The 24,058-nt window shown below is 53.2% G+C and carries 22 protein-coding genes and 2 tRNA genes; 8 read left to right on the forward strand and 16 right to left on the reverse strand.

From position 1 onward, the window contains the following. Positions 1-208: 208 nt before the first annotated feature. On the reverse strand, positions 209-967 hold the full coding sequence (gene cutC / locus ACZRKO_RS07245; RefSeq protein ID WP_463736543.1) for a copper homeostasis protein CutC: 759 nt from the start codon (positions 965-967) through the stop codon (positions 209-211). 111 nt (positions 968-1,078) lie between these two features. Here cutC and ACZRKO_RS07250 point away from each other — a divergent pair, with 111 nt between their 5' ends. After that, positions 1,079-2,227, forward strand: coding sequence for a MalY/PatB family protein (locus tag ACZRKO_RS07250; RefSeq protein WP_463736544.1), 1,149 nt, complete (start codon positions 1,079-1,081; stop codon positions 2,225-2,227). 1 nt (position 2,228) lies between these two features. On the opposite strand, the gene ACZRKO_RS07255 is transcribed toward ACZRKO_RS07250, so the two are convergent. Beyond that, positions 2,229-2,783 carry a VOC family protein gene (locus ACZRKO_RS07255; protein ID WP_463737498.1) on the reverse strand — a complete coding sequence of 185 codons (555 nt, stop codon included), beginning with the start codon at positions 2,781-2,783 and terminating at the stop codon, positions 2,229-2,231. A 295-nt stretch (positions 2,784-3,078) separates the two neighbouring features. On the opposite strand from ACZRKO_RS07255, the gene argS reads away from it, so the two are divergent. Beyond that, positions 3,079-4,812 (forward strand): arginine--tRNA ligase, encoded by a 1,734-nt coding sequence (gene argS, locus ACZRKO_RS07260; RefSeq protein WP_463737499.1) that lies wholly within the window; start codon positions 3,079-3,081, stop codon positions 4,810-4,812. A 120-nt stretch (positions 4,813-4,932) separates the two neighbouring features. Here argS and murJ read toward each other — a convergent pair whose 3' ends face one another. The 4 genes from murJ to rimJ form a co-directional block, all read right to left on the reverse strand. After that, positions 4,933-6,468, reverse strand: coding sequence for a murein biosynthesis integral membrane protein MurJ (murJ, locus tag ACZRKO_RS07265; protein WP_463736545.1), 1,536 nt, complete (start codon positions 6,466-6,468; stop codon positions 4,933-4,935). A 153-nt stretch (positions 6,469-6,621) separates the two neighbouring features. Beyond that, positions 6,622-7,554, reverse strand: coding sequence for a Gfo/Idh/MocA family protein (locus ACZRKO_RS07270; protein WP_463736546.1), 933 nt, complete (start codon positions 7,552-7,554; stop codon positions 6,622-6,624). A gap of 9 nt (positions 7,555-7,563) precedes the next feature. Continuing rightward, positions 7,564-8,220 carry a DUF480 domain-containing protein gene (locus tag ACZRKO_RS07275; RefSeq protein WP_463736547.1) on the reverse strand — a complete coding sequence of 219 codons (657 nt, stop codon included), beginning with the start codon at positions 8,218-8,220 and terminating at the stop codon, positions 7,564-7,566. Between the two features lie 9 nt (positions 8,221-8,229). Then, positions 8,230-8,814: a ribosomal protein S5-alanine N-acetyltransferase gene (gene rimJ / locus ACZRKO_RS07280; RefSeq protein WP_463736548.1), complete on the reverse strand. Its 585-nt coding sequence runs from the start codon at positions 8,812-8,814 to the stop codon at positions 8,230-8,232. A gap of 236 nt (positions 8,815-9,050) precedes the next feature. On the opposite strand from rimJ, the gene mdtH reads away from it, so the two are divergent. From mdtH to ACZRKO_RS07295, 3 genes are all read left to right on the forward strand, one after another. Then, entirely contained in the window at positions 9,051-10,256 is a 1,206-nt protein-coding gene (mdtH, locus tag ACZRKO_RS07285; protein ID WP_463736549.1) for a multidrug efflux MFS transporter MdtH, read from the forward strand. 137 nt (positions 10,257-10,393) lie between these two features. Then, positions 10,394-11,041 carry a glutaredoxin 2 gene (gene grxB, locus ACZRKO_RS07290; protein ID WP_463736550.1) on the forward strand — a complete coding sequence of 216 codons (648 nt, stop codon included), beginning with the start codon at positions 10,394-10,396 and terminating at the stop codon, positions 11,039-11,041. Positions 11,042-11,240: 199 nt separating this feature from the next. Continuing rightward, a complete protein-coding gene (locus ACZRKO_RS07295; protein ID WP_463736551.1) occupies positions 11,241-11,804 on the forward strand; it encodes a lipoprotein in 564 nt (187 codons plus the stop codon). Positions 11,805-11,877: 73 nt separating this feature from the next. On the opposite strand, the gene ACZRKO_RS07300 is transcribed toward ACZRKO_RS07295, so the two are convergent. The 4 genes from ACZRKO_RS07300 to ACZRKO_RS07315 all read right to left on the reverse strand — a co-directional run bounded on the left by ACZRKO_RS07300 (position 11,878) and on the right by ACZRKO_RS07315 (position 15,916). Then, positions 11,878-12,462 carry a TorD/DmsD family molecular chaperone gene (locus tag ACZRKO_RS07300; protein WP_463736552.1) on the reverse strand — a complete coding sequence of 195 codons (585 nt, stop codon included), beginning with the start codon at positions 12,460-12,462 and terminating at the stop codon, positions 11,878-11,880. Positions 12,463-12,518: 56 nt separating this feature from the next. Beyond that, entirely contained in the window at positions 12,519-13,259 is a 741-nt protein-coding gene (locus ACZRKO_RS07305; protein ID WP_463736553.1) for a PHP domain-containing protein, read from the reverse strand. 98 nt (positions 13,260-13,357) lie between these two features. After that, positions 13,358-14,299 (reverse strand): glyoxylate/hydroxypyruvate reductase GhrA, encoded by a 942-nt coding sequence (gene ghrA, locus ACZRKO_RS07310; protein ID WP_463736554.1) that lies wholly within the window; start codon positions 14,297-14,299, stop codon positions 13,358-13,360. A 135-nt stretch (positions 14,300-14,434) separates the two neighbouring features. After that, on the reverse strand, positions 14,435-15,916 hold the full coding sequence (locus tag ACZRKO_RS07315) for a peptide MFS transporter (RefSeq protein WP_463736555.1): 1,482 nt from the start codon (positions 15,914-15,916) through the stop codon (positions 14,435-14,437). A gap of 406 nt (positions 15,917-16,322) precedes the next feature. Between ACZRKO_RS07315 and ACZRKO_RS07320 the strand changes: the two genes are divergently transcribed. Together ACZRKO_RS07320 and ACZRKO_RS07325 are read left to right on the forward strand one after the other, a co-directional pair. Continuing rightward, a tRNA-Ser gene (locus ACZRKO_RS07320) sits at positions 16,323-16,412 on the forward strand. Positions 16,413-16,580: 168 nt separating this feature from the next. Further along, a tRNA-Ser gene (locus tag ACZRKO_RS07325) sits at positions 16,581-16,670 on the forward strand. A gap of 55 nt (positions 16,671-16,725) precedes the next feature. On the opposite strand, the gene ACZRKO_RS07330 is transcribed toward ACZRKO_RS07325, so the two are convergent. Further along, complete coding sequence (locus tag ACZRKO_RS07330) at positions 16,726-17,826, reverse strand: GGDEF domain-containing protein (protein ID WP_463736556.1); 1,101 nt, start codon at positions 17,824-17,826, stop codon at positions 16,726-16,728. A 276-nt stretch (positions 17,827-18,102) separates the two neighbouring features. Here ACZRKO_RS07330 and dauA point away from each other — a divergent pair, with 276 nt between their 5' ends. Further along, positions 18,103-19,788: a C4-dicarboxylic acid transporter DauA gene (gene dauA / locus ACZRKO_RS07335; RefSeq protein ID WP_463736557.1), complete on the forward strand. Its 1,686-nt coding sequence runs from the start codon at positions 18,103-18,105 to the stop codon at positions 19,786-19,788. Between the two features lie 90 nt (positions 19,789-19,878). Here dauA and kdsA read toward each other — a convergent pair whose 3' ends face one another. From kdsA to prfA, 5 genes are all read right to left on the reverse strand, one after another. Beyond that, positions 19,879-20,733 (reverse strand): 3-deoxy-8-phosphooctulonate synthase, encoded by an 855-nt coding sequence (kdsA, locus tag ACZRKO_RS07340; RefSeq protein WP_463736558.1) that lies wholly within the window; start codon positions 20,731-20,733, stop codon positions 19,879-19,881. 105 nt (positions 20,734-20,838) lie between these two features. After that, the gene (gene sirB1 / locus ACZRKO_RS07345; protein ID WP_463736559.1) at positions 20,839-21,648 is read right to left on the reverse strand and encodes an invasion regulator SirB1; all 810 of its coding nucleotides are present in this window, start codon (positions 21,646-21,648) and stop codon (positions 20,839-20,841) included. Positions 21,649-21,650: 2 nt separating this feature from the next. After that, entirely contained in the window at positions 21,651-22,043 is a 393-nt protein-coding gene (locus ACZRKO_RS07350) for a SirB2 family protein (protein ID WP_463736560.1), read from the reverse strand. A gap of 55 nt (positions 22,044-22,098) precedes the next feature. Next, positions 22,099-22,947: a peptide chain release factor N(5)-glutamine methyltransferase gene (gene prmC / locus ACZRKO_RS07355; RefSeq protein WP_463736561.1), complete on the reverse strand. Its 849-nt coding sequence runs from the start codon at positions 22,945-22,947 to the stop codon at positions 22,099-22,101. Beyond that, positions 22,947-24,029 carry a peptide chain release factor 1 gene (gene prfA / locus ACZRKO_RS07360; protein WP_463736562.1) on the reverse strand — a complete coding sequence of 361 codons (1,083 nt, stop codon included), beginning with the start codon at positions 24,027-24,029 and terminating at the stop codon, positions 22,947-22,949. Before prfA ends, prmC begins: the two co-directional genes overlap by 1 nt. Positions 24,030-24,058: the final 29 nt, after the last annotated feature.

Below are 24,058 nucleotides of genomic sequence, written 5' to 3' on the forward strand. Positions count from 1 at the left end.
CGCTTTAAACACCATTAAACTTCAAATTTGTTGATGAATGACCCTTTCAGTGACGGGCAAATCTGCGAGGGTCAAAAGCATAAAAAAAGCCCCGACAAGATGACGGGGCTTGGTACTTGCGCAGGGCGACGCAATAAGGGTCCTTAGACCCGGTTAAATCAGCTGCACAGAAAAAACCTGTCTCCTGCACATTCATTCATGCCGCACGTCACGCGCTACGTGAAAGTTCATCGCCAAATTCTAATGCCGTTTTCATCGCTGCCACGATATCGCCGTCAACACAATAACGGCTGAACTCATCGAAATCGGTATCAGAACTCATGGTCACACCTGCTTTGCGATAACGCATTGAAGACGGAACCTGACGCCCGGCGGAGCTGTGTAACTCGCTCAGGCCGATGTCGACAAACTTCTGCAAGTTAGTCAAACGAACACCCGCACCGGCCATAATGATTGGACCACGGCTGAGTTCATTCAGTTCCCGTAACATCGGTAAACCGACCTCGGCATTTTGCTGCTGCCCCGACGTCAGAATGCGTGCCACGCCTAACTGGGTCAGTTGCTCCAGCGCCACTTTAGGGTTGAGACACATATCGAATGCCCGATGAAACGTCACCGCCATATCACCGCAAAGCGCCATTACTTCCCACATTTTAGGCATATCAATATGCCCTTCTGAATCCAGAATACCGACCACCAGACCGGGGAAACCGAGATCACGAATGCAGGCAACGTCGCTTTTCAAAACATTAAATTCACTTTCGCTGTAGCAAAAGTCACCGCCCCTTGGTCGAATAATCGGGTGAACCGGTATGGTTACTTTTTCCCGTGCCAGTTTTAAGGTTCCGTAACTTGGCGTGATGCCGCCATCGGCCTGACTTGCGCACAATTCAACCCGATCGGCGCCAGCCTGCTCAGCCGTTAACGCACAGTCCACGCTATAACAACACACTTCTAACTTAGTCATGTGATTCTCCTGAATAACGGCATTATGCTACAACACTTGTCTGTAACGGGCCATGTCGCGTAGGCTTTAGCATGAGCATCCCGCCCAACTGCCTGCTTTGGAAAGTTAACTATGACACTCAATTTTGATCAATGGGTAGACCGTAGTCACAGTGACAGCGTTAAGTGGAACAAATATAAAGATCAGGATGTCATTCCTCTTTGGGTCGCCGACACTGACTTTACTTCTCCGCCACAGGTGATCGCAGAACTTCAACAGCGTGTGGCCGAGGGCGTTTTTGGCTACGGTTTTACACCGCCCGAACTGGTCGCGCTTTTTGTGCAACGCATGAGCGATCGTTATCAATGGGATATCAAACCCGAATGGATTGTCTCACTGCCTGGGTTAGTCTGCGGACTGAATGTCGCCGTTCGCGCCAATACGGCGCTGGATGAAACCAGCCTGCTGCCTTCACCAATTTATCCGCCGTTTATCGAGGCCGCGCAATCAGAAGGGCGCCGCTTTAAAAACATCCCGGTGAAAGCGCAACAACAGCGCTGGCTGGCTGATTTCAGCGATATCGGCCAGCAACTCGATGGCACTGAAAGATTGCTGATGCTCTGTAACCCTTATAATCCGGGTGGCACTGTTTATCGCCGCGAAGAATTGTTACAACAACAGGCCTTCGCACAGGCCCACAATCTGGTGGTCTGCTCCGATGAAATTCATTGCGACCTGCTGCTGGAACGCGGCCTGAAACATATTCCTTTTGCGTCATTGAATGAGGATGCCGCACAATGCTCAATTACCCTGATGTCACCGTCCAAAACCTTTAATCTCGCCGGGCTTGGCGCCTCGATGGCGATTATCCCCAACGCCGCGCTGCGCAGGAAATTTAAAGATACGTCTCGTGGCATTGTTCCCCACGTCAATATTCTTGCGTACGTTGCCGCCACCGCCGCATACCGTGATGGCGCGACGTGGCTGGAAGCACAACTCGATTACCTGCGGGATAATCGGGATCTGGTCACCCGACGCATTAACGCTATGCCCGGTCTACGTATACTGCCGATTGAAGGTACATACCTAGGTTGGATAGACGCTTCAGCACTGCCGGTTGAAGACCCTTACCGTTTCTTCGTTGACGCGGGGGTGGGTTTCACTTCCGGAGCCGATTTTGGCAATGCGAAGTTTGTGCGCATTAACCTTGGCTGCCAGCGCGCGCTGCTGGAACAGGCCATGGAACGCATGGACAACGCGCTGGCGGGCCTCAACCGCTAAGTTATTCTCGTTCGCTGGCGACGATATCCCGCAGGCTGTGCGGGTGGAATTTGATGGTGACCGTACCATCCGTAATAGCCAGCGTCGGGTTAGGCAGCCGTTCATGCTCACCTTTGGGCGAACTCTGTTTTAACTTTATGCCCGGTGCCACTAAGGCTTCGTCAGCCAGTTGGGCCAGTGCCCGGGCATAGAACCCCTCTTCCCCCCCGCTCAGTACCAGTTCGATATGTTCCCAGCCTTCATGCGGGTAGCGTTTTTCGCCCGGATACGGCAACTCGACCAGATCAATACTCAGTGGCCCTACGCTTAACGGCGATGTCAGTGAAAACAGGCAGATCGGGCGACCATTGATTTCGGTCTCATTGAGCAACGTGGCGCACTGCGCCAACCCCTCACGCCAGCGGTCAGCGGTAGTGTTCTGATGACAACGCAGCGAAATGTGGTCTGCATGATAGACAGACAAATCGAGCTGCAATTTATCAGCAAAGGCACGCAACGCCTCAACAAAGCGCGGCATATCATTAACCAGATCGGCCAGCCCGGTGACCTCTTTCATGTTCTGCATGGTAGCTATTTCCTTTTTAGTCATCACCCTCGGCGGCTAATTTACACAGGCTTTCATTCCGTTGCCAGATACATGCCGCAGAATAGGTTTTTGCCTCCTTCTCTTCATGCGGCAATACTGACTCCGCAGGGCTAATATGATATAAACACGCATCATTTTCGGTTCTTCACATAAGTGGCGAATCAGTAAACAATCACGTTCCTCCCTTAATCATTCTTGTTGCAGGCAAGCGGTAAAGCGCCGCTGTGGCATGAAGGATACGGTGAGTTCTACTAAAGGTAACTCAGTGAATATACAGGCACTTCTTTCCGATAAAGTCAGTCAGGCGATGACCGCAGCAGGCGCGCCTGCTGATTGCGAAGCGCAGGTCCGTCAGTCTGCCAAGGCACAGTTTGGTGATTATCAGGCTAACGGCATAATGTCAGTGGCCAAAAAACTGGGTATGGCGCCACGACAACTGGCAGAGAAAGTGGTTGAGCTGTTAGATCTGAGCGGTATTGCTTCCAATGTGGATATTGCCGGTCCGGGTTTCATCAATATTTTCCTCGACCGTGGCTTCGTCGCGGCAAACGCCGACAGTGCTCTGCAAGATGCCAAACTGGGTATTTCTCCGGTAGAACAACAGACTATCGTCATTGACTATTCGGCTCCGAACGTAGCGAAAGAGATGCACGTTGGGCACATCCGCTCCACCATTATTGGTGATGCCGCTGTTCGCACCAATGAGCTGCTGGGCCATAAAGTGATCCGTGCCAACCACGTAGGCGACTGGGGTACACAGTTCGGGATGCTGATTGCCTATCTGGAAAAAGTGCAGAACGAGAACGCCGGTGACATGAATCTGGCCGACCTCGAAGAGTTCTACCGCGCTGCCAAGAAAAACTATGACGAAGACGAAGAGTTTGCGGCCCGCGCACGAGGTTACGTGGTTAAGCTTCAGGGCGGCGACGCATATTGCCGTCAGATGTGGCGCAAACTGGTTGACGTAACCATGGCCCAGAACCAACTGACCTATAACCGTCTGAACGTGACGCTGACTCAAGACGATGTGATGGGCGAAAGCCTGTACAACGACATGCTGCCAGGCATCGTGTCCGATCTGCAAGCCAAAGGGCTGGCGGTTGACAGTGAAGGCGCGGTGGTCGTTTATTTGGACGAATACAAGAATAAAGACGGCGATCCGATGGGCGTCATCATCCGTAAAAAGGATGGCGGCTACCTCTACACCACCACGGACATCGCCTGCGCCAAATACCGTTACGAAACGCTGGGTGCAGATCGCGTGCTGTATTACATCGACTCACGTCAGCACCAGCACCTGATGCAGGCATGGACCATCGCGCGTAAAGCGGGTTATGTACCTGACTCTGTCGCGCTTGAACACCACATGTTCGGCATGATGCTGGGGAAAGACGGTAAGCCGTTCAAAACCCGTTCCGGCGGTACAGTGAAATTGTCAGACCTGCTGGACGAAGCGATTGAACGCGCACGTAAGCTCATCACAGAGAAAAACCCTGAGCTGAAAGACGCCGAAGAGCTGGAGAAACTGGTTAACGCCGTGGGTATCGGTGCGATTAAATACGCTGACCTGTCGAAAAGCCGCACCACCGATTACATCTTCGACTGGGATAACATGCTGGCCTTCGAAGGTAACACTGCGCCCTATATGCAGTACGCTTATACCCGCGTGGCGTCGATCTTCAAACGTGCCGATATTGACGTTAACAGCCTGACGCAACCTATGGTGATCAGCGAAGATCGCGAAGCCGCCCTGGCGACCCGTCTGCTGCAGTTCGAAGAAGTCCTGACCGTCGTTGCCCGTGAAGGGACGCCGCACACCATGTGCGCTTACCTTTACGACGTTGCAGGCCTTTTCTCGAGCTTCTACGAGCACTGCCCGATCCTCAATGCCGAAGACGAAACCAGCCGCAACAGCCGCCTGAAACTGGCCCTGTTGACGCAGCGCACGCTGAAAACTGGGCTGGATACTTTAGGTATCGAAACCGTAGAACGTATGTAATCCTAGTTCCTTCAGGCCCCTTAATACGGTCTGAAGGGTTTTAGGTATGAGGTTTTACATAAGTAAAAGGGCGCTTAGCGCCCTTTTATGTTTTTGTTTTCAGTTGCAGCTAACAACGCATTAATCCAGACGACGCGCAAACTCTTTAACACGAAAGCCCAGCAGACCCAGCACGCCAAAATAGGCCACCACGCCCACTACCACTACCGCCAGTAAGCGGGCCAGACGATAGGCCATTCCACCCAAGTCCCAGTCTGGCATCACATACATCATGCCCAGCAGCGCAGCGGACATCACCACGACAGCAACAATTAGTTTGATCAGGAAGATGCGCCAGCCCGGCTGCGGTTGGAAGATATCCTGTTTACGCAGCTGCCAGTAAAGCAGACCGGCATTCAGACAGGCGGCCAGACCAATCGACAACGACAGCCCGGCATGTTTCAGCGGCCCGATAAACGCCAGGTTCATCACCTGCGTTGAAGCCAGCGTGATAATGGCAATTTTGACCGGCGTCTTGATGTCCTGACGGGAATAGAAGCCCGGCGCCAATACCTTCACGACAATAAGCCCCATCAGCCCCACAGAATAGGCCACCAGCGCCCGTTGGGTCATCAGAGCATCGAAAGCACTGAATTTCCCGTACTGGAACAAGGCAACGGTCAGCGGTTTTGCCAGAATGCCCAGGGCGACAGAGCTCGGTAACGCCAGCAGGAAGCACAGGCGCAGGCCCCAGTCCATCAGGCGGTTATATTCCATGTGATTGCCGCTGGAGAAACTGCGCGCCAGTGAAGGCAGCAGGATGGTGCCTAACGCAACGCCAAGGACACCTGACGGGAACTCCATCAGGCGGTCAGCGTAATACATCCACGAGACAGAGCCTGAAACCAGAAATGAGGCGAAGATAGTATTGACGATCAACGAAATCTGACTGACAGAAACCCCGAGGATAGCCGGTCCCATCTGACGCATCACCCGCCAGACACCTGCGTCCTTCAGGTTAAGGCGCGGCAATACCAGCATGCCGATTTTCTTCAGATGCGGCAGCTGATAGCCCAATTGCAATACACCACCGACCACCACAGCCCACGCCAGTGCCATCACCGGCGGATGGAAGTAAGGCGCCGCAAACAGAGAAAAACCAATCATGCTGACGTTGAGAAACGTTGGTGCAAATGCCGGGATCGAGAAGCGGTTCCAGGTGTTGAGAATAGCCCCCGCGAGTGACGCCAGTGAAATCAGCAGAATATAGGGGAACGTGACCCGTAGCAGCGCACTGGTCAGCGCGAATTTATCCGGGGAGTCGACAAATCCGGGGGCGGTTATGTAGATTACCCACGGAGCGGCAAGCATGCCGAGGATCGTCACCAGCGCCAGTACCAGCGTCAGTAAGCCGGAGACATAAGCGACAAACGTTCGCGTTGCCTCTTCGCCTTTCTGGGTTTTATATTCGGCCAGAATGGGGACAAACGCCTGCGAAAATGCGCCTTCGGCAAAAATCCGGCGCAACAGGTTAGGAAGTTTGAATGCCACAAAGAAGGCATCGGTGACCATACCAGCGCCAAAAACGCGCGCCACAATGGCGTCGCGGGCAAATCCTAATACACGTGAAAACATCGTCATTGAACTGACGGCTGCCAAAGATTTCAGTAGATTCATGTCATTTTTCTTAGTTGCCAGTGACTAAACAGTCACGCCTGCAACAGCAGGCGTGACTGGAAAGGCCCGGCAGGGCTCTAACGTGCGCCATAGTCTACGCATACCGAATGCAATAGCTACCGGCAGTTGTTATATAATATTACCTGCCTGCTTTCAGGCAGTTATTCCGTTGCTTTTCAGAATGTTCGCGATAATACGTTGGGCATAAATGCCCTGCTCACCGCTGGTTTGCGGTATGGTCTGACTGGCGATAGCATTGATAAAATGTTTAATCGCCCCTTCAAATCCGCGCTGGGCCAGCGTGGTCTGCCAACTGGCGACCGGTAACTGGCTGATGATCTCTTTTTTCTCTTCCTGCCATTGCTTCATGTCACTTATCTGATAGACCGCGCCCTGAGTGACCGCCTGAATAATTTCCCGTGAGCTGCCAGCCTGGCGATGCATCGACGTGGTAACCATACTGCCGTTACAGTGGAAGTGATGCTCAGCGTAAATCAGCTGCTGCTGGTCGTTAACGGTGAGCTGCCCGCTCACTAAATTTGCCTGACCACCGGCCAGCCACAGCGCGGTGTCCACCACGTGCAGATAATCATCAAGCAGCGTGAATCGAAGATCGTTGGGCCCGATGCTGTCCGAACGGTGTTTATCCATGCGTAAAGAAGCCGCAGGCTGCTGTTCAATCTGCTGTTTAAGTTCGATATAGCGTGGAGCAAAACGCCGGTTGAAGCCCACCATCAAGGCTTTTCCCGCCTTATGTGCTTGCTCTATTAGCTGTTCAGCCTGATCCAGTTCTGCCGCCAACGGTTTATCAACATAAACATGAACACCCTGCTGCAATAGCTGGCCAACCACATCAAAATGCGTCGCGGTGCTGCTGTGGACAAACACGGCGTCACACTGCGCGGCCAGTTCATCCAGACGCGAGAAACAGCGCATACGGTAACTGTCGCAAACCGCCTGAGCTTTTTGCTGATTAGGAGAGAATCCGCCCACCAGCGTCCAGTTCTCTTCATGGCTGAGCACCGGCAGATAGGCTTTTTGTGCAATACCACCAAGGCCGACAACACCAATTCGTAATTTACTCATCTCTGTTCCTTAATCCGCCAAACGTTCCAGCAGGTGTTCCAGCCTCTGTTTCAGTTCAGACACTTCTGTTTCAAGCACCGCAACACGCTCTTCAAGAGCAGAACTGCCCACCCGCGGCGCTGCAAATACATCCTCTTCTGCCGTGGTGGCGATGTTAGTCACTTCGCCACTGAACAGATGCATGAAACGGCTCTCTCTTTTCCCCGGCTCACGCGCCAGGCGCACGCAGAACGGGCCATCTTCGCGGGCCGCCAGTTCGGTCAGGGTTTGTTCCACTTCGCCCACATCCAAGAAATCATGCAGGCGGTTAGTGCGGGTTCGCAGTTCGCCCGGCGTCTGTGCACCGCGCAACAACAGGGTGGTGACGATCGCCACTTCCTGCGGTGAAAATTTCAGATTGCCGAATTCAGAGTTACAAAAGCGATGCTCATATTTCATCGTCCGGCTGCCACTGAGGGTGCGGATAATATGTTTGCGCAGTAGCAAATCCAGCGTTTGCTGCACGTCGTTTTCGCTCAGTTCCATCACCGGTTCACGATTGGTTTTCTGATTACACGCGGTGGTGAGACCGTTGAGCGTCATCGGATATTGTTCAGGCGTGGTGAGTTGTTTTTCCAGCAAACAACCGACAACGCGGGCTTCTTTGGCACTCAGTTCATGTTTCATGCGGCTTCCTTAACGGGAGGCGGTCCATTCCTGATAAGTCAGGGCGGTCAGAATGTGGTCTTGCCACTTACCGTCGATCAATAAGTAATCTTTGGCATAACCTTCCCGCTCAAACCCCAGCCGGGCGAGTAAATCCCCGCTGCGCTGATTGTGCGGCATATAGTTGGCCATTATACGGTGCATTTTTTGCTGGCGTTGCATGTAGCGGATAAGCGACTGCAGTGCTTCGAACATCAGCCCATGCCCCTGCCACTTTTCACCCAGCGAGTAGCCGAGAAAACAGGCATGAAACGAACCGCGCAGAACATTACTGAAATTCGCCACGCCCTGAACGTGATTTTCATCGGGGTCGAGCAGAATAAAATAGTAGGCATTACCCTGTTTTTGCATCTCGGTGATAAGCCCAAGACGCGCCTGCCAGCCGGACGGATAGCAATGACTTTCATCCCTAACGGGTTCCCAGGGTTTGAGAAAGGCGCGGTTCTCAACATAGTAATCCGCCATGCGGTGCGCATCTCGCTCATGGACTAAACGCAGGACCATCCGGTCAGTGGTAAGCCGCACTCTTGGTGTGGCAGATTTATAGCCAAACATCCCTTCCCTCCACAGTCCGCACAGGTCGATAAGAAGTATTGATAGGAAACAAACGATCGGGCGAGTCCAGCCATCGTCAGGTGGTCAATTCTGCCAGTCTCTGCGCGGCTTGACGATAAAAAAATATTATCTATAGCGCCCTATCCTATTATCCGTTTGAGGTTCAGAATTGTAACGGTAAAATTTCTCCTATCAGCACCTGTTGGATCGGGTGCAGACAACCCTTCAGGTGAAGCATGTCATTGGTCTCGCAAGCTCGGAGCTTGGGTAAATATTTCCTGCTGTTAGATAATGCGCTGGTTATTTTAGGCTTTTTTATGGTGTTTCCCCTGATCTCGATCCACTTTGTCGACCAGCTCGGCTGGGCCGCGATGGCTGTCGGGCTGGCTCTGGGTGTCAGGCAGCTCACCCAGCAGGGATTGGGCATATTTGGCGGTGCCATTGCCGACCGCTTTGGTGCAAAACCAATGATCGTCACCGGAATGTTGCTACGTGCGGCGGGTTTTGCCGCGATGGCCATGGCGGATGCGCCGTGGATCCTCGTGGCTTCCTGCGTACTGTCCGGTCTCGGCGGGACTCTTTTTGACCCACCCCGCACCGCGCTGGTGATAAAACTCACCCGCCCCCATGAGCGTAGCCGTTTTTATTCCTTATTGATGATGCAAGACAGCGCTGGCGCCGTAATTGGCGCACTTATCGGCAGTTGGCTGCTGCAGTATGACTTCCACTACGTATGCTGGGCCGGTGCCGCTATTTTTGTACTCGCAGCCGCCTGTAACGCCTGGCTGCTGCCGGCTTATCGCATCTCCACCGTTCGGGCCCCGATGCGTGAAGGGATGATGCGCGTATTGCGCGACCGCCGTTTTGTCAGCTACGTGCTGACTCTCACCGGATATTACATGCTGACCGTGCAGGTCATGCTGATGCTACCGATTGTGGTCAATGACATCGCCGGCAGCCCTACGGCGGTGAAATGGATGTATGCCATTGAAGCCGCCCTGTCGCTGACGCTGCTTTATCCAATTGCCCGCTGGAGCGAGAAACGTTTTCGTCTGGAGCAACGCCTGATGTTCGGGTTACTGATCATGACCCTGAGTCTGCTGCCGGTGGGGTTGGTGACATCTATTAATCCGTTATTGCTGCTGATTGGCTTTTTCTATATGGGTTCAATCATTGCCGAACCCGCCCGTGAAACGCTGGGGGCATCGCTCGCTGATGCGCGGGCGCGCGGCAGTTATATGGGGTTCAGCCGGCTCGGTCTGGCGCTGGGCGGGGTTATCGGTTACACCGGCGGAGGCTGGATGTACGACACCGGACGCGCGCTCGATGTGCCAGAATTGCCGTGGTTTTTACTCGGTATCGTCGGGTTTATCACGCTCACCGGTTTATACTGGCAATTCAATCTGCGCCGCATTGAACCGGCGATGCTAAGCGGTAATTAATGCGGTTTAGCCATCGCTGCTTCAGGGTGGTGGTTTGATCTCACTGCATTCTTTACCCATACTTCATAATGCGTCGTAACCCGGCAGACCTTTTCATCCACCCTACAGGCCTGCCACGGATAAAGGAGCATTGCATTATGAAACTTTACATCTACGAACATTGTCCCTTCTGCGTTAAAGCCCGCATGATTTTCGGTCTGAAAAACATCCCGATTGAAATAAAAGCCCTGCTAAACGACGACGAAAAGACCCCTGTTTCGATGGTCGGTAAAAAAATGGTGCCTATCCTGCAAAAAAAAGATGGCAGCTTTATGCCGGAAAGCATGGATATCGTGCTTTTCATCGATAAAAGCGACGGCGAGCCGCTGCTGACCGGCGCCACCAATCCTGCGATTGCCGCTTGGCTACGTCAGGTCTCGGAATACACCGCAAAATTACTGCTCCCGCGCTTTGCTCACGCTCCTCTTGAGGAATTCGCCACCCCTGCGGCCCGCAAATATTTCACCGAGAAAAAGCAGGCACAGATTGGCGACTTTAAGGAGCACCTGCAGCACTCCGAGGGGCTGGTCAAAAAGATCAGCAACGACCTACGGGCGCTGGACAAACTGATCGTTGAACCTAATGCCGTGAATGGCGAATTATCCGAAGATGACTTCAGCCTGTGGCCGCTGCTGCGCTCGCTGTCGATTGTTCAGGGCGTGGATCTGCCCTCCCGCGTTCAGGCGTACCGCGATAATATGGCGAAACAAACGCAAGTGAATCTGCTGACCAGCATGGCTAGTTGAACCTTTTCAGCCGGAGTTCCGCTCCGGCTACTTCCCTCCATAGGCACATTTTCCTCTTTTAATCCCGCCCTCAAGCACTTAGGCTATTCGGCGTTGTCTGATTGGCATTGGGTTTTTAACAGACCATGCTGGCAAGGTTGTTCATAGAAAACAGGGTTTACCTGTCTTGCCGCGTTACGTCGCTGTCGCAGAGGAATAAATGAGAAAGCTATTTTTAGGGGCTGCTGCCCTGATGTTAGCCGGCCTGCTTGCCGGATGTAACCAGCTCACGCAATACACACTGAGTGAGCAGCAGGTAAATGATTACTTGCACCAGCATAATGATTTTCAGAAACAGCTGGGCGTACCCGGCCTGGTGGATGCCAAAATCATCCTGACCAATCTTAACAGCCAGATCGGTCGCGCAGAGCCAGGCAAAGTGACCCTGACAGGCAATGCCAGCGTGGATATCACCTCGCTGTTCGGACCGCAAAAAGCCGACATGACCCTGACGCTGAAAGCGCAGCCCTCGTTCGATAAAGAGAAAGGGGCGATTTTCCTGAAAGATATGGAAGTCGTGGATTACACCATAAAGCCGGAAAAAATGGATTCTGTGATGAAAGGGTTGATGCCTTATCTCAATCAGTCACTGAAATCTTACTTTGATCAGAAACCCGCCTATGTGCTCAATGCCGATCACAGCAAAGGCGAAGCGATGGCGAAGAAGCTGGCGAAAGGACTGGAAGTGAAACCGGGTGAACTGGTGATCCCTTTTACTGACTAAACTTTGCAGGTTGCATAAAAAAGCCCGGCATGAGATTTCATGTCCGGGCTTTTTATTGGTGATTTAAGAAGAATTACTGCTCGTCTTCCTCGTCGCCTTCAATGTCCTGCGGCGCCGCTTCTTCCAGCTCATCACGCATTGCCTGTAAGGCTTCACGGCTGATTTCAGCCAGCGTGCGGTAGAAACCGCTGGTCGCATGGGCTTCAACTTTGCCTAAAAACTTGCCGCACCACGGGAACAACAACTCGTCAAACAGTGTGGTTTGGGCCACCACCTCATCTTCAGTTGACTGATCTTCCAGCCAAGACGCGGCCAGCAGCATAGACCCAAAATGGTCCGCAGGTGTTTCGCCAAGCGGCATACCGCGCTGTTGAAGGAAAGTGCGCACATCCAGTTCGTTCGCGCCTTCAACGTAGTCGCTGCGGTACGGGGAGACTGCGCATTCTGCGCCAACAAACAGATAATTAAACTCGGCAGACAGCGCCTGCGGATCGGCACTTTGTTGCAGGCGGACCAGCAAGGCATCCTGCTCCAGCGGCCAGTGTTCCAGCAACTTCCCTTGCTGGATCAGACCGAACAGCGGCTCCAGCAGGGGATCTTGCGGCTGGCGGTAAAACAATGTGCCGAGTACGCGGCAAACTACGGAAAATTCATTCATATCGGCAACCTGCTAAGCCAGAAGAAAAAGGGAAATTCAAAACGGACGTGACAATGTCACAGTTCGCTTAATTCAGCAATGGGTGCGCGGCCACGCATGACCAGAAAATCCAGAAAGCGGCGCGGGCTAACGTTGAGGATACGTTCCTCAGGGAAGCCAACTTCACGCAGAATTCTTTCACAATGTTCAAACCCGCCAAGCGAATAAGCAATGTGTGAATCGGAGCCCAGCGCCAGCCAGCCGCCAGCCTCTTTCACAGCCTCTACGATAGCGCGGCAGTTTGGCTCACTGCCTTTGCGCGAATGGGTAAACGACGAGTTATTCAGTTCCAGCGCTACATTATATTTCGCGGCGGCGGCGGCCACGGCTGGAATATCAATCGGATAACGCGGATTGCCCGGATGGCTGATGATATGGACTTCGCCACCGGCCATGGCTGCGATCATCGCCGCCGTGTGAGTTTCTTTATCGGAAGGCGGCATCACCGGCTCGTGGAAACCGGCAATGATCACATCGATGGCAGTCAGCATCGGTCCCGTGCAGTCGATATCACCTTCAATATTTTTAATGTTCGACTCAATCCCACGCAGGATGCCGACGCCATCCACCAGACGCGGCCAGACATGCATATTCATAAAGTGCCAGTAATGCGGCGCATCCGCCATGTCCGGGCCATGGTCAGTGATGGCAAATAATTTGATGCCCTTTCCTTTCGCTTCATCAATATAGTCATGCAGCGTGCTGTAAGCATGGGTGCTGGCGACGGTGTGCATATGTAAATCAACCGGATACGGCATAGTGGCTCCCTGAAGTTAGCAGCCACGGCGGCGATGTTCGCCGTGGCTGAATTAATTTTAGCAGACTCTGATGGGTTATCGGGCCGGTGAGACGGTGCTTAATAGCCGCGCGTCAAATCCACCAGCCCCGTCGGTGCGCGCCCCTCTTCCATTGCCAAAATATTGGCGGCGATGTTGTCCATAGCCTGTTCCGGTAAGGTATTGGCACCGATGTGCGGCGTAATGCTAACACGCGGATGTGACCAAAAAGGGTGCATACCCGGCAGAGGTTCTTCGACAAAAACATCCAGCGTCGCAGCGGCTATCTGTCCGCTGTCGAGCGCGCGCAGTAAATCGCCCTCAACCAGATGCATCCCCCGCGCCAGATTGATCAGATAGGCGTGATCCTGCAAATGGGAAAATAGGCCCTGATTCAGAATGCCTGCGGTTTGCGGCGTGTTAGGCAGCAGGTTGATGAGCAGCTTGCAGCCACTGGCGAATTCATGGAGCTGTTCGTCGCCAAAGAAGCTTTTGACGCCCGGAATATCTTTAAGACGGCGGCTCCAGCTGCGAACCTGGAAATTCATACCGATGAGTTTTTCTGCGACGCTGCTGCCAAGCACGCCTGCGCCCATAATCCCGACGGTGAAATCCTGATGCTGATGCGGGGTCAGCGGACGCCACTGTTTTTGTTGCTGGAGCAGCTGATACTCGTCCATGCGGCGAAAATAGCGCAGCACCGTGGCCAACGCATATTCCTGCATTTGCAGTGACATGCCGGTATCTTCGAGGCGCAGCAAGGGCACACCGGGCGGTAATGTCCCCGGCTGTTGCTGATCCTGCGTGATGATGGCGTCAACGCCAGCGCCGAGGGCAAAGATGCCTTTGAGTGTCGTGCGCGGCGCCAGCATCTCGTGGGGTGGCTGCCAGACCAGAGCGTAATCGGCGGGTTGTGTGTCATCACGGTGCCATGCACGGACGCGGGCTTGCGGTAATCTTTTACTTATTCCGTCAATCCATGTCTTCGAATCAAATGTAGGGTGGTAAAAAATAATGTTCATGGTGGTTTGCCTCCTAAGCCCTGATAGATTTCCCCGAATATCATCAGGATGCAACCCAAAGATGAAAAAAAGAACAGGCCCCGTAGAACGGAGCCTGTGTTGTTATCCATTGATGCCCTGAATAGGGCGTGGCCTTCAGGCCGGAACGCGTTGGATCAAACGGCGCAGCAGCGGGATGAGAACGACCAGCACCACGCCGGTAACGACTGAACCCCAACCCAGCGCGCTGAACACTGCGCTGTAGCCCGGATTGGTCAGCACCGGTGTGCTGCCTGCGTTTTCAGGCATCAGACCGGAAACATAGCTCGCGAGCACGGATGCCACGCCGGTCACCATCATCCAGCAGCCCATCATCACGCCCTGATAGCGGGCCGGAGCCAGTTTGCCAATCATCGCATAACCAATTGGCGAGATAAGCAGTTCACCGATACTTTGCAGGATGTAGCTGATGGCAATCCATTTGAACGCCACCAGACCATTGCCACCCGCCAGACTGATACCCCACGGAAGCACCAGCATTCCCAGCCCCATGCAGAACAGCGAGGCGGAGAATTGCAGGGGAATATCCAGCTTCCAGCCACGCTGACGCAGGCTTTTGAACCAGAGTGCCATCAGCGGACCGCCGACAACAATCACCACAGTATTGATGTTCTGCACCCACTGCGGCGCAACGCGGATACCGTAAACGTTCAGATCGATGTTGTGCTCGGAGAACAGCATCAATCCCATCGGCGCCAGCTGATAAAGCGTCCAGAATACCAGCGAACCCAGCGCCAGAATCAGATAGGCTTTCATGCTGCGGCGTTCGTCGCGGTCGCGATGACGGAATGTCAGCAGCGCCATGGCGGCAAAAATCACAATACCCAGCACTACCACAAAATAGCTGCTGAACTCAGCGTGGGTGAGCATCAGGCGGATAATCGGTACCAGCACCACCAACACGGCGATGCCAATAGCGCCACGGCGCATAAACTGGCTGCGGCTGACCTCCCTGAGCGGCGTGCTGATATCGGCCAGAATCCGCCAGCGGGTGAAGGTGACGATAATCGCCAGCACGTTACCGAGGGTGGCAAACAGGAACAGGGCTTTATAGTTTTCACTCAGCTGGAAATAACCCGCAACGGCGAAACCGATAAAGAAGCCCAGATTCATCCCGGCGTAGTTCCACAGGAATGCCGACTCACGGCGGTCATCGTCCGGCGCAAAACGCTGGGTCAGCATCATATTCAGACAGGTCACATTAAGACCACTGCCGGTGAGGAACATCGCCAGGCCCCAGTACAGGCCAAGCGCCCCTTCCATGGCGATAAGCCCGCAGCCAAACACCTGCAATACCATGCCGAGAACAAACAGATTACGGTTACTGAGATAACGCCCGCCCAGATAACCGCCAAACATATGCAGCCCATAGTTGAAGGCGCCGAACACCCCCATAATGGCGTTGGCGTTAGCCTCGCTGAACCCGAGACGCTTGGTGGCGTAAAGCACCAGCGTGGAGTACAGCACTGCAAAACCTAATGTCGAAAAGGTTTGAATAAAGAATAGCGCGCCGGAACCTGCCGGAATGACCGACCGGTGCCCGTGGTGCGGCGATGCCGCATTCTGTGAATGACTCAAGTGTGAACCCCGTCTTACCATAATGTGAATAAACGAAATACGGTCTGCCTAACCCTCTTTATATGTGGTTTTTTTATGAGGCAAACTGATGAAGGGCATTGTTATACCCCCGCAAGTGCACTTTTTCACAACATATTTTGCTATTTACTTCGAGAGATAACTGTTTGCGTGATAATTGTGCTTCTATGCATTTTTTCTAATTATTTATTCACAATCATTAGTGAGATTAATAACACGAAATTCTTTTCCCTCGTTGTTCAGTGCTGCGCCTTTTTTTGCTCTGTAAATCAGCAAATTGCTTTAAGTTTGAGTCATCGGATCGGATCGTGAAAAAGAGTGTTGACGCTGGGCCCGCTTTTCCCTACATTAGCGCCGGTCAACAGCGCTACGGCGATGTTCGACTTACGGTGAGGTGTCTGAGTGGCTGAAGGAGCACGCCTGGAAAGTGTGTATACGCTAACGCGTATCGAGGGTTCGAACCCCTCCCTCACCGCCATATATAAGCAAAAGGGCTTGGATGAAAATCCAGGCCCTTTTGCTTTCCAACGAGTCAACTGCCCACGTCTTAACCACCTGAACCTAATCTGCTAAATTCTTCTTGACCCGTCAGGCTGCTCTCCCTATAGTAGCGCCCCGTTGCACTGCATAGCGATGTAACGAATACGGTGAGGTGTCTGAGTGGCTGAAGGAGCACGCCTGGAAAGTGTGTATACGCTAACGCGTATCGAGGGTTCGAACCCCTCTCTCACCGCCATATAAAAGCAAAAAGGGCCTGGATGAAAATCCAGGCCCTTTTTGCTTTTGCTGATTTAAACTTTTGGCTTTCTGTCGCCTAATCTGGCCAGATGCAAAATCGAGCTGACGATCGCCTGATTTTTGCCCTTCCGTTTGGCCTGATAAAGCGCCTGATCTGCCAGTTTCAGCGCTTTGCGGATCATCATTCCGGGCAAATAGAGCGATACCCCGAGCGATACCGTCACTTTCAACTGCCGCCCGTCGTCGAGTACGATGACGCACTGTTCAACTTCCTGACGGATGCGTTCGGCAATAGAAATGAGCGTCTCCGGCTCATAGGTCGCCGTCATCACAAGAAACTCCTCGCCGCCGAAGCGCCCCGCAAAATCTTCATTGCGGGTGAGATGGCGCAGTAATCGTCCCACTTCGCTCAGCACACGATCGCCAACCAGATGTCCGTAGCCGTCATTGACCTGCTTGAAATTATCGACATCAATAATAATCAACCCGCAGGCCTGACGCTGTCTTTGCTGTAATAACAGGCGGTAATCAATACTCGCGCGGTTATTAATTTGCGTAAGCTCATCCGTCGCGGCCTGTACCCGAATGTTGAACACCTTATTCATGTAGATTTCTTTAAAATTCAGCGCGTGATAACACAAAATCATGCAGGCGGCGGCGGTCAGCTGATATAAAATTAGCGAGGTCCAGGCCGCGTATAATCCCTGCAGGCTGGAGACCAACGCCAAACGCAGCAAGCCAATTAAAATGATGGCAATGTAAAATACCCGGTGACGGCGGTTACGCCAGACGCGAAATAAAAGCAGCGGCATCATAATGCAGGCAATGAACAGATTATTCAGCGTAAAAGCGCCGGTGAAGGCAAACACAAAGACATAACAGCACACCCCGCTGAGCCAGCCACCAAAAAAAGTCACCAGAATCATCGGCAACATTTCGAAGCTGTAAAACAGATGTTCGTTCAGTACCAGACGGTCGCCTGACAGAAACAACGCTGAAACGCCGGCCGCGAGGCCAAAGACTATCCGTTTCCACACGTCTCCGTTGAAATTAAAAGGTTCGCTGCGGCTGAGAACAAAATAGCTGATCGACAGCGTGGCGTAAGTCACGCAAATACCAGCGTATAAATTGCCCAGAGAAGTGAAATCCGGCATGAGGAATAGAATTTCCTTTGTGAAAACCCAGCGAAATAAGCACTGATTTAAATATAGATGAACAATCTGAACGCCGTGAACACGGCAAAAAAATTGTGATGTTGGTTTCTCTTCCACCCAAAAATGAGATTAATCCATTATCTTATCGCTCACCCAGACGGTCATTGATTTATATCTACAACAACGGCGGTAAAAAGGCGTATGGTCACGCAATAACCCGTGACGGGTACCAAACCCGCCTTATTTTATGCCAGTTTTCAGGTGATCCACGATGTTATGAATACCCCAACAAATCGTCCTCTGCGTCTCTTCAGCGCCCTTATCGACGCCTGTATCAACGAAAGATATACCGTGCAGCGCCTGCTAAAAGACGTCATTTCTGGTGTCACTGTCGGGATCATCGCCATTCCGCTGGCGATGGCACTGGCTATCGGCAGCGGGGTACCCCCGCAATATGGCCTTTATACTGCCGCCGTCGCCGGGATTATCATTGCGGTCTGCGGGGGCTCACGTTTTAGCGTCTCCGGCCCGACTGCGGCTTTCGTGGTGATCCTCTATCCGGTCTCGCAACAGTACGGTTTATCTGGCTTACTGCTGGCGACCCTGATGTCCGGGCTGATGCTGGTTTTGATGGGGCTTGCGCGCTTTGGCAGGCTGATTGAATACATTCCGCTGCCGGTCACGCTTGGGTTTACCTCGGGTATTGGTATCACCATCGCGACTATGCAGATTAAGGATTTCTTCGGGCTAAGCGTCGCGGCTATGCCGGAACACTACGTCGGTAAAGTGATAGCGCTGGTGCAGGCCATGCCGACGCTGGATATCGGCGACGCACTGATTGGCGTCGTGACATTAGCCGTCCTGATAGTCTGGCCAAAACTTGGCCTGCGGGTTCCCGGTCATTTACCGGCATTGCTGGCAGGTTGTGCGGTGATGGCCCTTTTCATACAGGCCGGTCATCCGGTGGCGACAATAGGCTCACGCTTTCAATATCTGTTGCCTGACGGTTCACAGGGCAGCGGCATACCGGCTATCCTGCCGCAGTTCACCCTGCCCTGGGTTCAGGGCGGCGGCCAAGGGCTGAACCTTGATCTGATTCAGGCGCTGCTGCCTGCGGCCTTCTCCATGGCGATGCTCGGGGCCATCGAGTCCTTGCTGTGCGCCGTGGTACTCGACGGTATGACAGGCAAAAAGCATCACTCCAACAACGAGCTGATCGGTCAGGGTATTGGCAACATCATCACGCCGTTCTTCGGCGGGATCACCGCCACGGCAGCCATTGCCCGTTCAGCGGCAAACGTGCGTGCCGGAGCGACCTCACCGATCTCCGCCATTATTCACTCCCTGCTGGTTATTCTGGCGCTGCTGGTGCTGGCTCCGTGGCTGTCATGGCTGCCGCTAGCCGCGATGGCCGCCCTGCTGCTGATGGTGGCGTGGAATATGAGTGAAGCGCACAAAGTCATTAACCTCCTGCGCCGTGCGCCGAAGGATGACATTCTGGTGATGTTGACCTGTATGAGCCTCACCGTGCTGTTCGACATGGTGATCGCCATTACTGCCGGGATTGTCATGGCCTCGCTGCTGTTTATGCGCCGCATCGCGAAAATGACCCGCCTGACCGAGGTTCCTGGAGAATATGGCGCCGACGAGTGTGTATTACGCATCAGCGGCCCGCTGTTCTTCCCTGCCGCTGAGCGTATTTTTACGCAGTTGCTGGTTCGCAGTGGTAGCGCGAAACGCATCATTCTGATTTGGGATCGCGTTGCTCTGCTCGATGCCGGTGGTCTGAGCGCGCTGCAAAGTTACATTGAAGCGTTGCCCGAGGGCGTAGAACTGGTGATCACTGATATCCCCTTCCAGCCGCTGAAAACGCTGGCACGCGCGGGAGTGAAGCCCGTGGCTGGACGCCTCAGTTTCTACAGTTCACTTTCCGAAGCACTCATGGACCCCTTACCACGCTGAGAAATGCAGTGAAAAGTTAAAATGAAAAAGGCGACCTGCAGAGGCCGCCTTTTTACTTTCTGCACGGATAACCATGCGGATCACTGTCGCTTATTTGCTGGTATCAAGCGCCGGGAAACTTTTGACCAGATCATCAATGGCCTTCATCTGTACCAGGAAAGGCTCCAGTTTAGCCAGCGGTAATGCGGAAGGACCGTCGCACTTCGCGTGTTCCGGATCTTCATGAGCTTCGATAAACAGACCCGCAAGGCCAACGGCCATACCGGCACGGGCCAGTTCAGCCACCTGTGCACGACGGCCACCGGAAGCGGCACCAAACGGGTCACGGGTTTGCAGGGCGTGAGTCACGTCGAAGATCACCGGATGACCGCCAGTGGCGTTAATCATTACGTTGATGCCCAGCATGTCGACAACCAGATTGTCATAACCAAAGTTGCTGCCGCGATCGCACAGGATAACCTGATCGTTGCCGCCTTCTTTGAATTTATCCACAATATTGCCCATCTGGCCTGGGCTGACGAACTGTGGTTTCTTGACGTTAATGACGGCGCCCGTTTTAGCCATCGCTTCAACCAGATCGGTCTGGCGGGCCAGAAACGCAGGTAACTGAATCACATCAACCACTTCTGAAACAGGCTGTGCCTGCCAGGATTCATGCACGTCGGTGATGATTTTCACGCCGAAAGTTTTTTTCAGCTCCTGGAAAATCTTCATCCCTTCGTCAAGACCTGGCCCACGGTAGGAGTGGATAGACGAGCGGTTGGCTTTATCAAAAGACGCTTTGAACACATAAGGAATGCCCAATTTTTGCGTGACGGTAACGTAATGCTCACAAACACGCATTGCCATATCACGTGATTCCAGCACGTTCATACCACCGAACAATACAAACGGCAGGTCGTTCGCGACGTTAATATCCTTAATGCTAACCACTTTCTGTTTCATGCTTTGGCCTTATAAAGAGTAATCAGGTACGGTAATACAGTTAACTTGCTGTATTTAAACGCAAATCTGGTCATTGATATCTGAAAATTCGTTGCAGATTGTAACTCAGTGTAGCGTCACTTGCTTGTGTTCAATGGCATGGATCTGCATTTTGATCACTTCGGAAATCGGATCTTCCGGACACTGCTCAACAAAGTAATTTAAATCAGAAATCGCCACATGGTTACAATCCAGCTGGGCATAAATCAACCCGCGATCGCGAATTTCATAGGGATCTTCGGGATCGAACTCCAGCACGGCCTGACTGGCGCGCAGTGCCAGTTCCATCTGTTTCTCTTCCATCAACGCCGCTTTGAGAGTATCGAGCATTTTACGCACGATGACGGTGTGCTCCGCTTCTTCGAGATCATCATCCTCGATTTCCGCACTGACACCCAGATTGCCCTTCAGCCATACGTGCAGAATGTGCTCACTCAGCGTATCGCCGTTGATCGGATTCACCAGCCACATCTCTTCATCGAGCCAGTCGGCACGCAGGATAAGCTGAGTGGGGAAGATAACCGGCATCAGGGGTAAATCAAGTTCATGGGCGATATGCAGGAAAATAATCCCCAGCGATACCGGGGTTCCCTGACGTGATGCCAACACCTTGTCCAACCAGATAGCATCTGACAGGCGATAGACACCGCCCGCACCGCCGAAACCCCAGGTGCGGTAAAACAACTTAATTAATACTTCAAGTTGCTGATCCTGATTGAGATCTTGTGGCACCACCTGGCGCGCCTCATCAACCAGCGACTGTAACTGGCGACTGACCTCTTCGGCTTTAAAATCAAAGCGAATCGCCTGTGTCACCAGGATCACCCCGGCGCTCAGCGGCGAGGTGTTAAATTCAAAATCAGCAATGGCACTCATAGTTATCCCATTAGCAGCGGTATTTTGGTCATGGCAAGCTTCACGATCAAATACAAGCATCCCAGTGCCAGAATAAAGGCAATCCAGCGCGTCGTCTGACTGCGCGGGCGCTTACTCAAGGCCACAAAACCCAGGAGGATGTAAATGATAACGCCAAAAAGCTTTTCGGTCAGCCAGGTTCCCTGTGGGCTGAACGGATAGAAATGGGTAATAAAAATCAGCGCTACACCGCTCAACAATAACAGCGTGTCGACGGCGTGAGGCATGATCTTCACCCAACGCTTTTGCAGCATAGCAGAACCGGCCCATTTCCAGAAAAAACGCAAGACGAACAAGATAATGCTCAGCGTTATAGTGACCAGATGGAGATTCTTAACCCAAATATATGACGACATATCCGGCTTCCTTGTTAGTAAAAAATGGCCTGATGCCAGGCCGGTCACTGCGTTATTATTGATTGAGTGACTCTTTGACCCATTGCCCCAGCGTGACCCGATCGTTACCGCCATAATCTTTCACGGTAGAAATTTCACAGTATCCCGCCTGAGCAAATATGTTTTGTACGTCCTTTGCCTGCTGCCAGCCATGTTCGAGCAGCAGCCACCCTCCCTCGTCAAGATACGCCGTTGCCGACTGAATAATATGCGCCAGACAGGCCAGACCGGCATTTTCAGCCACCAGTGCGCTGGCAGGTTCAAAACGTATGTCACCTTCAGCAAGATGAGGATCGGCTGCATCAATATAAGGAGGATTACTGGCGATCAGTGCGAAACGCTGCCGGGGAACCGGCGTAAACCAACTGCCGTGCAGAAACCGGGCATTGGGGATCGCCAGTTTCTGCGCATTATGCTCAGCCAGTTTGACAGCTTCGGGGTGCAGGTCGATACCGGTGATGTCACAATCCGGCCGCTCGCTGGCAATCGCCAGTGCGATTGCCCCGGTGCCGGTGCCGAGATCCAGCACATTGACCGGCGTGGCAGGCAGGCGCAGCAGCGCCTGTTCAACCAGACATTCGGTATCAGGACGGGGAATCAATGTGGCAGGAGAAACGCTCAGCCGCAGTGACCAGAATTCGCGTTCACCGACCAGATAGGCAACAGGTTCACCCTGCTCGCGTCGCGCCAGCAGGGCTTCAAGCTGTTCTGACTGAGTGGCCGTCAGCGGTGTTTCACCGAAGGCCATAATAAAGGTGCGCGCCTTACCCGTGACAAACCCCAGCAAAATTTCCGCGTCCCGCTTAGGGCTTTCGCCCGCCGCCAGACGCATCGTGGCCACAGCCAGCCAGTGTTGAAAATCCATTAATCCTGCTCTGACAACGCAGCAAGCTGGTCGGCCTGATATTCCTGCACGATAGGCTGGATCAGCGCGTCCAGTTTGCCTTCCATCACTTCATCCAGACGGTAAATCGTCAGGTTGATGCGGTGATCGGTCACACGACCTTGCGGGAAGTTGTAAGTACGGTTACGGTCCGAACGGTCACCGCTGCCGAGCAGGTTGCGGCGCGTTGACGCTTCTTCCGCATGGCGTTTTGCCATTTCTGCCGCACGAATACGCGCCCCGAGCACCGACATCGCTTTGGCTTTGTTCTTGTGCTGAGAACGCTCATCCTGACATTCAACCACGATGCCGGTGGGCAAGTGGGTAATGCGGATGGCGGAATCAGTGGTGTTAACGTGCTGACCGCCCGCGCCCGAAGAGCGGAAGGTGTCAATTTTCAAATCACCGGCGTTGATCTCCGGCAGCTCGGCTTCCGGCACTTCCGGCATTACGGCTACGGTGCAGGCTGATGTATGAATACGGCCCTGAGACTCGGTTTCCGGTACACGCTGGACGCGGTGACCGCCAGACTCAAATTTGAACTGGCCGTAAACGCCCTCACCCGTCACTTTAGCGATCACTTCTTTATAACCGCCGTGCTCGCCTTCGTTGGCGCTGATGATTTCGACACGCCAGCGGCGGGTTTCAGCATAACGGCTGTACATGCGGAACAGATCACCGGCGAAAATCGCCGCTTCGTCACCGCCGGTTCCTGCACGGATCTCAAGGAAGCAGCCGCGTTCATCATCCGGATCTTTTGGCAACAGCAGTAGCTGAAGTTGCTGTTCCAGTTCTTCCAGTTTGGCTTTACAGCTTTTGATTTCGTCCTGTGCCATTTCCCGCATCTCTGGATCGTCGAGCATCTCTTCGGCTGCGGCTAAATCTTCCTGCGCCTGACGCCAGGTCAGAAAACATTCAGAGACGTCGGTCAGCTGTGCGTATTCGCGGGAAAGATTGCGGAATTTGTCCTGATCGGCAATAACGGCGGCATCGCCGAGCATCGCCTGTACTTCTTCATGGCGCTCTTGTAACACTTCCAGTTTGGCAACAATAGAAGGCTTCATGCGTGGTGTTTAACCCTGTGAGAAAAAAG

The organism is Ewingella sp. C233 (assembly GCF_055407225.1).